Origin of the sequence: Okeania sp. SIO3B5 (genome assembly GCF_010692555.1) — a bacterium.
Taxonomy (GTDB): domain Bacteria; phylum Cyanobacteriota; class Cyanobacteriia; order Cyanobacteriales; family Microcoleaceae; genus Okeania.
On record NZ_JAAHHG010000049.1, the window covers coordinates 26,770 to 38,111 of the forward strand.

At 32.6% G+C, this 11,342-nt stretch carries 6 protein-coding genes; 4 read left to right on the forward strand and 2 right to left on the reverse strand.

The window, feature by feature from the left end; genetic code table 11:
• The first annotated feature begins 10 nt into the window (after positions 1–10).
• Positions 11–508: a hypothetical protein gene (locus F6K54_RS09635; RefSeq protein ID WP_293076872.1), complete on the forward strand. Its 498-nt coding sequence runs from the start codon at positions 11–13 to the stop codon at positions 506–508.
• Positions 509–2,491: 1,983 nt separating this feature from the next.
• On the opposite strand, the gene F6K54_RS09640 is transcribed toward F6K54_RS09635, so the two are convergent.
• Entirely contained in the window at positions 2,492–3,688 is a 1,197-nt protein-coding gene (locus tag F6K54_RS09640; RefSeq protein WP_293076874.1) for a glycoside hydrolase family 10 protein, read from the reverse strand.
• 1,442 nt (positions 3,689–5,130) lie between these two features.
• Between F6K54_RS09640 and F6K54_RS09645 the strand changes: the two genes are divergently transcribed.
• Genes F6K54_RS09645 through F6K54_RS09655 form a run of 3 tightly spaced genes read left to right on the forward strand, consistent with a single transcriptional unit; the run spans position 5,131 to position 8,305 of the window.
• Positions 5,131–6,252 carry a DUF262 domain-containing protein gene (locus tag F6K54_RS09645; RefSeq protein ID WP_293076876.1) on the forward strand — a complete coding sequence of 374 codons (1,122 nt, stop codon included), beginning with the start codon at positions 5,131–5,133 and terminating at the stop codon, positions 6,250–6,252.
• Entirely contained in the window at positions 6,245–7,354 is a 1,110-nt protein-coding gene (locus F6K54_RS09650) for a DUF3696 domain-containing protein (RefSeq protein WP_293076878.1), read from the forward strand. Before F6K54_RS09645 ends, F6K54_RS09650 begins: the two co-directional genes overlap by 8 nt.
• A 3-nt stretch (positions 7,355–7,357) precedes the next feature.
• Positions 7,358–8,305: a hypothetical protein gene (locus F6K54_RS09655; protein ID WP_293076880.1), complete on the forward strand. Its 948-nt coding sequence runs from the start codon at positions 7,358–7,360 to the stop codon at positions 8,303–8,305.
• A 672-nt stretch (positions 8,306–8,977) separates the two neighbouring features.
• Here the strand turns inward: F6K54_RS09655 and F6K54_RS09660 are convergent.
• Complete coding sequence (locus F6K54_RS09660) at positions 8,978–10,108, reverse strand: YihY/virulence factor BrkB family protein (protein ID WP_293076881.1); 1,131 nt, start codon at positions 10,106–10,108, stop codon at positions 8,978–8,980.
• Positions 10,109–11,342 lie beyond the last annotated feature (1,234 nt).

Genomic DNA, 11,342 nt, shown 5'->3' on the forward strand with positions numbered 1-11,342 from the left:
TAAATTAGAGATGGAAATGATAGAAGTAAATTTGACAACTTGGAGAATATTCTCGATAGTATTATCAATATTTGTGGGAGTTATGAGTGGCATGAGCGGTTATCTATTTACTAAATCTCAACTATCTCAAACTCCATCTATAAATATGGGAGTTCAAAAAAGTAATTCTCTAATATATTTAACAGGTATAGTTATTGAAAAAACTTGGAGTAAAAGTGCTGAGTATTGGATAGCAGGAGATAGTAATTATTATGTCTTAGATATAGGATATTTAGAAATAGAAAAACGTTCTGCTGAAGAAGGTGTAATTCTGCGTGCTTCAGAAGCGATCGCTTTTGAAAGTTTTGCCGAATATGTCGGGAAAAAAGTGGAAATAAAGGGAGAATATGTTGAGAGTAAACCATATCAACCAAAAAGTGCTTATGAGTCTTATCCAATGGGAATGGATGGCAGACCTTTACCTAGAGGAGCAGGATTTAAAGTTTATGAAATTAGGGTGTTAAATTAATAGATATTAGTTGTTTTGCCACAATAAAAAAATTGCCATTTCTAGTCTCTTTCCTCACCCAAGTCAGAAAAAATTCCTACCTTTTCCCTTCTACTATTTATCTGAGAGGAAAAAATTTGCTTGCTGGAGTTCTGTGTCTAGGAGAAAGTTAGAGAAAATTTCTATCTTTTCGACTCTAGTGTTTACCTGAGAGGGAAAAAATTGCCACTTTTAGTCTCTTCCTTTGCCCAAGTCGGAAAAATTTCGAGCTTTTACCCTCTACTATTTATTTGAGAGGAAAAAATTTACCATTTCTAGTCTCTTCCCTCCCCCAAGTCAGAAAAAATTTCGAGCTTTTACCCTCTACTATTTACTGGAGAGGAAAAAATTTGCTTGCTGGAGTTCTGTGTCTAGGAGAAAGTTAGAGAAAATTTCTATCTTTTCGACTCTAGTGTTTACCTGAGAGGGAAAAATTTACCACTTTTAGTCTCTTCCTTTGCCCAAGTCGGAAAAATTTCGAGCTTTTACCCTCTACTATTTACTGGAGAGGAAAAAATTTGCTTGCTGGAGTTCTGTGTCTAGGAGAAAGTTAGAGAAAATTTCTATCTTTTCGACCTTAGTTTTTATCTGAAAGGAAAAATTTGCTTGCTGGAGTTCTGTGTCTAGGAGAAAGTTAGAGAAAATTTCTATCTTTTCGACTCTAGTGTTTACCTGAGAGGGAAAAATTTACCACTTCTAGTCTCTCCCTTTGCCCAAGTCAGAAAAATTTCGAGCTTTTACCCTCTACTATTTACTGGAGAGGAAAAAATTTGCTTCCTTGAGTTCTGTGTCTAGGAGAAAGTTAGAGAAAATTTCTATCTTTTCGACTCTAGTGTTTACCTGAGAGGGAAAAATTTACCACTTCTAGTCTCTTCCCTCACCAAAGTCGGAAAAATTTCGAGCTTTTACCCTCTACTATTTATCTGAAAGGAAAAAATTTGCTTCCTGGAGTTCTGTATCTAGGAGAAAGTTAGAGAAAATTTCTATCTTTTCGACTCTAGTGTTTACCTGAGAGGGAAAAATTTACCACTTTTAGTCTCTTCCTTTGTCCAAGTCGGAAAAATTGCTAGCTTTTACCCGCTACTATTTATTTGAGAGGAAAAAATTTACCATTTCTAGTCTCTCCCTTTACCAAAGTCAGAAAAAATTTCTAGCTTTTACCCTCTAGTATTTACTGGAGAGGAAAAAATTTGCTTCCTTGAGTTCTTTCTCTAGGAGAAAGTTAGAGAAAATTTCTATCTTTTCGACTCTAGTGTTTACCTGAGAGGGAAAAATTTACCACTTTTAGTCTCTTCCCTCACCAAAGTCGGAAAAATTTCTAGCTTTTACCCGCTACTATTTATTTGAGAGGAAAAAATTTACCATTTCTAGTCTCTCCCTTTACCAAAGTCAGAAAAAATTTCTAGCTTTTACCCTCTAGTATTTACTGGAGAGGAAAAAATTTGCTTCCTTGAGTTCTTTCTCTAGGAGAAAGTTAGAGAAAATTTCTATCTTTTCGACTCTAGTGTTTACCTGAGAGGGAAAAATTTACCACTTTTAGTCTCTTCCCTCACCAAAGTCGGAAAAATTTCTAGCTTTTACCCTCTACTATTTATTTGAGAGGAAAAAATTGCCACTTCTAGTCTCTCCCTTTACCAAAGTCAGAAAAAATTTCTAGCTTTTACCCTCTAGTATTTACTGGAGAGGAAAAAATTTGCTTCCTTGAGTTCTGTGTCTAGGAGAAAGTTAGAGAAAATTTCTATCTTTTCGACTCTAGTGTTTATCTGAGAGGGAAAAATTGCCATTTTTAGTCTCTTCCCTCACCAAAGTCGGAAAAATTTCTAGCTTTTCCCCTCTACTATTTATTTGAGAGGAAAAAATTTACCACTTCTAGTCTCTTCCCTTTGCCCAAGTCAGAAAAATTTCTAGCTTTTCCCTTCTACTATTTATTTGACAGGAAAAAAATTACGATATCAATGATTTTCCTTATTTCTTTGAACTAGAGATATGTGGTCTTGAAATCTTTCCCTGAAATATTTTTTCCAAAGCTTCATTTCTGATATTTTCTGACTCCTTTCCCCACTTCCATAAACTTTCATAGAAAAAGAACGATACTCCCGCAAAATTTCTATTCCGCACTGCTTCTACTTGTTCTTCAATTGTCGTTATCGGAGTAGAATTATTTCTCAAACCAGTCAAAATTCCAATAGCAAAAGGAATATGCTTTCTAGCTAATTTAACCTCTGTTCGTTCCAACTCATTAATAAAACGTTTCATATCTGAACGATAAACCTGTAAAACAATTTCATCAATCAACTCTTCTCTTTCCCAAGTAAACCAGTCTTGCAAATAAGCAGGTAAAGCAAAATGGAAAGGATTAGGAGATACAGAAATAATACAGTCTGGTTTTATCGCTTTTATTTCTTCAGAAACCCGCTCCATAAAGTTATTAATTTTATCCGCTCGCCAACGCACCCAAAAAGTTTCTTGATAATTTTTAGAAGGGGATAAACCAGGAAGTTCTTTTTCATATAATTTAACTGTAAAATCGTCATAACCAAATTCGGCAGGTAAGCCAAAATGGTCATCAAATTGAATGCCATCTATATCGTATTTAGTAACAATTTCCAGGATTAAATCCAAAATAAATTGTTGTACTTCTGGATGAAAAGGATTAAGCCAAACTCTAGCATCTTCTCCTTCCATTTTAATAGTAGTTCCATTCAGTCGTTTAGTTAACCAATTAGGATGTAATTTTGCTAATTCTGAATCTGCTGGTGCCATGAAACCAAATTCAAACCAAGGAATAATTGTTAAGCCTTTTTGATGCCCTTCGGTAATAATTTCTTGTAAAAAATCTCGCCCTTGTAAACCAGGAGTTGGGTCTAAAGATTTGCCAAATACTTGTTGAGCTACTTGACTAGGATATAGAGTATAACCACCTTGCCAAACAGTAGGATAGAGTGTGTTGAAGTTTAGTTTTGCTAAACGATTTATCGCTGATTTTGTGCCTGAACTAGAAAATAAAACATCACTATCAATATTAGTTATCCAAACGCCACGAATTTCTGTTTGTTGTGTGGTTTTGCTAATTTGATTAGAGGCTAATACTAATGTAATTGTGGTGAAAATTGCAATTAGTGTTAGGGCGATGGTTCGGTAAATTGATTTTGATTTAACCATGAAATTTTGATAGATATTGAAATTATTTGTGATTTAGCGATCGCTCAGATTATAAGATTAAATTATCTAAATTTTTCGCGATAATTGAAATTAGGATTATGTCGATAGTTCGGCAAATTGATGTTGATTTAATCATAAGATTTTGAGAGAGGTTAAATTTGTTGATTGTTGATAAATTGCTAATATCCATAAATTTATAATTGAGATAAATAGAAATAGAGATATAGTCAAAAAGCTAAAATTCCGTTCTTGAAATTTTAGTGAGAGTTGAAATTAGTATTATGGGAATAATTCGGGAAATTGATTGAGATTTACACATGAGATTTTGAGAGAGGTTAAATTTGTTGATTGTTGATAAATTGCTAATATCCATAAATTTATAATTGAGGCAAATATTAATAGCACTCTCGTGAAAGACCTCAAATTCAATCCTGGAAATTTAGTGAGAGTTGAAATTAGTATTATGGGAATAATTCGAGAAATTGATTAAGATTTAGACATGAGATTTTGAGAGAGGTTAAATTTGTTGATTAGTGAAGCGATCGCCTATATCCATAAATTGATAATTTAGGCAAATAGAAACAGGGATATAGTCAAAAAGCTAAAATTCCGTTCTTGAAATTTTAGTGAGAGTTGAAATTAGTATTATGGGAATAATTCGGGAAATTGATTGAGATTTACACATCAAATTTTCAGAGAGGTTCAATTTATTGATTGTTGATAAATTGCTAATATTCATAAATTGATAATTTAGGCAAATAGAAACAGGGATATAGTCAAAAAGCTAAAATTCTGTTCTTGAAATTTTAGTGAGAGTTGAAATTAGTATTATGGGAATAATTCGGGAAATTGATTGAGATTTACACATCAAATTTTCAGAGAGGTTCAATTGATTGATTGTTGATAAATTGCTAATATCCATAAATTGATAATTTAGGCAAATAGAAATAGGGATATAGTCAAAAAGCTAAAATTCTGTTCTTGAAATTTTAGTGAGAGTTGAAATTAGTATTATGGGAATAATTCGGGAAATTGATTGAGATTTACACATCAAATTTTCAGAGAGGTTCAATTGATTGATTGTTGATAAATTGCTAATATCTATAGGTTGATAATTGAGGCAAATATCAATAACACTCTTGTGAAAAACCTCACACTCAATTCTTTAAACTTTGATAAGAATAAAAATTAGTATTATAGGAATAACTCGGGAAATTGACTGAGATTTGACCATGATATTTTGAGAAAAATTAAATTTGTTGATGTTTGAGTTATCGCTAATATCTATAGATTGATAATTGAGCTAAATATAAATAGCTAAAATTAAGGATTAGTATTTGATATTATACTTCTTTCTCGCAGTTGTCAATTCTAAATAAAAGTTCTAAATCTGGTTTAATCTCGGATGATATAATAAAGATTAAAATAAAAAAGTCAAATTTATGGTCAGTCAAAAAAACTCAAATAAATATCAAGCAGAAGAAAACGGGGATGAGGAAGTTTATGAAAAAGATAATTTAACTTACGACCCTGAGAAAATTAATATTATTACTAGGGAACCTACAATTGAACAATTAGTAAGAAGAATAAATGAAAAAGCTCTTGATTTAGCTCCAGATTTTCAGCGTCATTCTGATATATGGAATGATGAGGTTAAAAGTCGATTGATTGAATCAATTATTATTAGAATTCCTTTACCAGCTTTTTATATTGATGGTACTGATGAAGATAACTGGTTAGTAGTAGATGGTTTGCAAAGACTTTCAGCTTTAAAAAAATTCGTTGGTAATAATTTACAGTTAACAGGTTTAGAATATCTGGATGAACTTAATGGTAAAACCTATCAAGAATTAGACCGTAAATATCAACGTCGTATTGAAGAAACCCAGGTTACAGTTTATCTAATTGCACCGGGTACACCAGCTAAAGTTAAGTACAATATTTTTAAACGTATTAATACAGCAGGAGAACGTTTAACTCCTCAAGAAATACGTCATGCTCTTAATCCTGGTAAAGTCCTAAAATTATTAGTTGACCTCGCTAAATCTCCAAAATTTACTGATGTTATTCAACTTGGTGAATCACGAATCAAACGTATGGATGATCGAGAATTTGTACTAGGTGCTTTAGCAGTGATGCTAACATCTGATTCTTATAAAGATTATGCAAAGTATGGCAGAGAAGAATTTTTAGATAATGCCATGAAAAAAATTAATGATTTATCTGATTCTAAAATCCAACAACTTGGTAAGAAATTCAAAAGTACTATGATTGTTTGTCAAGAAATATTTGGCGATGAAGCTTTTCGGAAACCTAAAAAACCGAAACAAAGGAAATTCCCAGTCAATAAAGCTTTGTTTGAAACCTGGTCATTTCATATTAGTCAGCTTAATAGTCAAGAAATTCAAAAACTTAAAATGCGGAAGCAAGACTTAATAAATCAATTTGCCAAATATGTAGACAAAGACAAAGAATTTTTCAAGTCTATATCTCAAGCTCAAGATAAGATAGAATATCGTTTTGAAACTATTGAAAAAATAATCAAGGAAGTTATAAATGATTAGCTCAGTACATCTAAAAAACTTTAAACCTTTTGCCAATCAATTTCTATCTTTTAAACCATTAACTTTACTTTCTGGTCTAAATAGCACTGGCAAATCTTCTGTCTTACAAGCACTACTGTTAATGCGTCAATCTTATCAACAAGGACTATTAGAAAATCAAGGTTTAGCCCTTAACGGCGATTTAGTCTGTATTGGTACTGCTCAAGATGCACTATTTGAAGGGGCAAAAGATGATTTTATTAGTTTTAAAATTGTTTGGCGAAATGATAAACAAGGAATCTGGAATTTCTCCTGCGACCGAGAAAAAGATGTTCTAAATCTTGCCTCACCACCAGTTACTTCTGATATCTATAAACTTAGTCTTTTTAATCAAAAATTCCATTATCTTCAAGCTGAACGTTTAGGTCCGCGTTTATTTTCTCAAATGTCAGATTTCCAAGTACAAAAACTCCAACAATTCGGAGCAAAAGGTGAATATACAGCACACTTTTTGTTTATTAATGAAAATCAAACCATACCAAATCGTAGCTTAGGACATCCACAAGAAGAATCCCTAATTTTAAGAGAGCAAGTTGAAGCTTGGATGGGAGAAATTAGTCCTGGTACACGCCTAAAAATAAACCCTAAACAAGATATAGATTTAATCAGTCTTCAATATTCTTATGGAGATAGTAATCCTTATCGTTCTACTAATGTCGGATTTGGAATTAGCTACACTTTACCAATTATTGTTGCAGTTCTTTCATCTCCTCCAGGCAGTTTAATTCTAATAGAAAATCCGGAAGCACATCTTCATCCAAAAGGTCAAGCAAAAATGGGAGAATTATTAGCTCTTGCTGCTAGTTGTGGAGTACAAATTGTAGTTGAAACTCATAGCGACCATGTTTTAAACGGAATTAGATTAACAGTTTATAGAGGAAAACTTGACCCAGAAAAAGTTCAATTACACTATTTTGACCGCCGAAAACAAGGAACAGAATTTATCACTGAAGTAATATCGCCCCAGATCGACCGGAACGGACGAATAGATAAATGGCCAGAAGGTTTTTTTGATGAATGGGATAATAGTTTAGAAGCACTTTTAGAACCCAGGGAAGAGTAAAAAATGGATTTAGAAATGGTGCTGAATGAACTTTCCCTAGAGACTCCTGTTGCTGATATTTCCACAGCACGAAAATTAATGTCAGAATTAATTCAAACTTTAATCCAAGCAAAGAAATTAGGAGTAAAAATACTTCGGACTGACAGAGACCTTAACTATATAGAACTTACTCCTAATTATCCTATAGCAAGTTGGCGCAACGACCGGGAAGTAGATAGAGAGGAGCGTAGATTTTTTCGTTCTCTTATTACTAAAGTTCCTCTTTGGAGTGATGTTACTGAAGAGATTAAAAGTAAATTTGACTTGTCTGAAGTTTGGCATCAAGGAAAATTAGCAGAAGGGCTTCGTTTAGCTTTAATTAGTGATTCTCTTGCGGTTAGTTTATTATCCGAACCCCAATGGAATACAGATTTTTTGGAACTTCAGGTAACAGAAATAGACAAAAATGAACGGTTAACTGACTACTCGGAAAAAATTGTTCATGCTAGTCGAAGTAGTCATGTAAAACAACATACTGAATGGATTAAAAACCGCATCGAAAATAAATTATTTGATAGGCAAGTTGATGGAGAAACACTATGGAAAAATAGACAAGAATTTTTTCCGAATTTAATCTTCTGTGAACAAGTAGAGCAACAGTTACAAAACCTAAACACTGGCAACAACATTTTGCAACAAGTAAAGAAACGATTATTTGAACTAGAACAATACTGTAAAACTTGGAAAACCGGAGCTTTTAATAAAAATCTTCTCCCTAACAAAACTACCCCAGAAAGTGACTCAAGAATTCAACAGTGTAGACAACAATTAACTATTAAATGTCCTGGTGGAAAAGAACGTCTTTTTAGTTGGCATCTCCGCATGACTCCTGGTGCTTGGCGACTTTATTTTTCTGAAGAATTAGGACCTGGAAAAATCATCATTGGTTATATAGGTCTTAAGCTAAAATAGGTAAGCATTTCCTACGGAATGCTTCCCTACGGGATGCTACGCAAACGCAAACAGCAGTCAGCATTCAGCTATTAACTTATTATCTTAGAAGGAGAATTCAAAATTATGTTTGCGTAGCACTCCGCAGTCAAGAAAAATGTCACTAACTTACTAAAGTTAGTTATTACGTCTAAAAGCTGTTTGCGCAGCATTCCGCAGGAAATGTTTACTAAAATAGTAACAATATTTTTGATAATTAAATCCATTATAGATATTAACCAAACTCCATGAGTAAAAATTCCAATTTTCCAATTCCTCAATTTTCTTACATTTGTAGCATTCTCACAATTATAACTCTATTAATATGGCTCCTCAGAGGCTTAAAAATTCTGGCATTTTTACCAGGAGGAGTGCTTTTGTTTCTAATTTTTTTATCCATAACAACTGGTGTAATTAGCCTTTTACAACGACCACATTAATTCAGACTTTTTTGCCCTTTTTTCTCATACTTCTATAACTTACTAAATAATTAGGGTTTGCTGAATAAATATCAAATAATTGCCAGATAAAGCTTTTAGCCTTTTTAGGTATTGAAAAAGTACATGGTTTTCAGCTCTTCATGCTCATGCATGGAGCGCATTTTTAGCGCATAGTTAAAAAAATTCTCCCCTACTCCCCTACTCCCCTACTCCCCTACTCCCCTACTCCTTTGACTTCATGAACCTGTGCCATTGCTTCCCCTACTGTTACATTTAATTGTGCCCCAATTAATACCACCAATGAACTAATATATAACCACAACAATAAAATAATAAAAGTACCAATAGTTCCATAAGTTCGGTTATAGTTACCAAAATGAAAAACGTATAAACGAAATAAATTAGAAGCTCCTGCCCACATTAATGCTGATATAACTGCACCAGGCATAATAGGTGTACCTTTTCGTCTAATACTCGGACCAAAACGATAAACAAAAGCAAAAGCTGTAGAAACTATTCCTAAAGTAATAGGCCATCTTAATTGACCCCAAGTTTCTAATAATTGTGACTTCAAAACACAATTATCAACTGGTTCTTGAAATAAACAACTAGCAACCTGGTCTGGCGGACAATTTGGTACAGTTTCTAGTAAGCAACTTTGCCGAGCAATCATGTCTACAATTAAGTCACTAACTAATACTAATCCAGAGGCAATAATTAATAGTATGAGAGTTCCAATAGTTAGCCCTAAAGAAACTAACTTTGCTTTCCAAAAAGGTCGTTTTTTCTCAATAGGAACTTGATGAATTTCGTCAAGAGCTGCCATAGCAGAAGTCAATACGCTAGAAAATATCCATATTGAGCCAATAAAACTGAAAGAAAATATTTGTCTATTGGGGGTTCTCAGAATTTCATCAACAGCACTGCTAATTAAAAATCGCACTTGATTAGGTACTATATCTGTTAGTAAACTACCCATTTGTAATAGAGGCGAGCGCAAAGATTCAAATAATCCAATTGCTGAAATTATTGTTAATAATCCCGGAAATAAAGCTAACATAGCATTATAGGCCATCTCCGCTGATAAGCCTGATAATCTGCTTTTACCAGCACAAATACATACTTGTTTAATAGTATTAAAGTTTAGATGGAGGATGAACTGAAAAAAACGAATAATTCGCTTCAGTATATGCTTGACGATTGTTTTTAATATCGTCAATATCATGCCATAACCACGTTTAGCAATTGGAGTTAATAAGTTTAAAAATCGCTGCCTATTGGAGTGGTTTAAAACCTCTCGTAATGTGGCAGAATTAAAGTGACGTAAAAAGTGGAGAAAGCTCATAGGGCTTTTAGACCAAAAGGATTATCTGAGTTACTTTTAGTAGAGAATAATTTGTCAATTAACAAAAACTTAAAAACAACAATTATAAGTTTATAAATTTCGGAAAATGTACTAAGATAAATTACTTTTTTTCGGGCAAAAATCAAAAGTAAATAGTAATCTTTTATAAAAAAAAATTGCTAAAAAAAATAAACATTAAAGTTATACACAGACAAAATTTTTCTAATCTAGGTATCAAAAATCTATAATTATATAAGGTATTATATCAATTTTAACAAGTTATTTTACAAAAATATTTTTATAGGAAATAGATATTTTTAGCAAGTTATTTATTTAAATAAAATTGACTCCTCCTTTAATGTAATGTAAAAGTAAAAAGTATGTTCCTAAATTTATCTCTAGGAGCTTAAAATTAAGATATTTTGCTTAATAATGATAATTTTAGTAAGTACAGTAAAGGCAATGTTGTTGGGTGCATTTCATATTTGCAAAAATACTTTTTTCCTATTCCCTATTCCCTGTTCCCTAAGAGCGATAATTTTTTGGCTTTATTCACGCATTGAGATGCACCCATGTTGTTATATCATGTCCGGATAATTAGTGATAAAAAAACTTTCTCCTTCTTTTCTTCTTTCTTCCCTTCTGAATTCATAATTCTGAATTCAGAATTATGAGTAGTTTATTTATAACTGTTCAACCGGACATGATATTACTGGTAAAGTCGAACATAAATTTGACAAAAAAGAGCAGGTCTCAAGCTCCCCCTTTGAAGGGAATAAAAAAGAAAATTATGCTTCTTCAAAGCTTCCCTATTGCAGAAAGTACTGATAAAGCAGTTCCTCTGACAGGAGGCTAACTGATAACTGAATTGACCTTCAGTTATTGCTAATTTAAATCGCTATTTTGTTTTCCAATACTAATCATCTATGCGTTGAAACAACACACTAAGAAATTTTATTTTTATATTAGTTAAAGTCAAAGTTATAGCACTACGTATTTTGACATTTGACAATAAATTTTAGCTATAATATGAAATATAAAAAAGAATACTACGAATAATTTCCCTTCTTAAAAGGCTTTACCTAGAAATGTCGATTTGACTAAAAACAGGGTTTGACTATAAATCAATGATAGGCTATTTCTACTGATTTGATCCTCCTGTAAGTCGCCCAACCAACGCCTCCCATACCTGAGTTCTTGAAACAGCCTAATTATTTGTAGCAAAAATAGATAG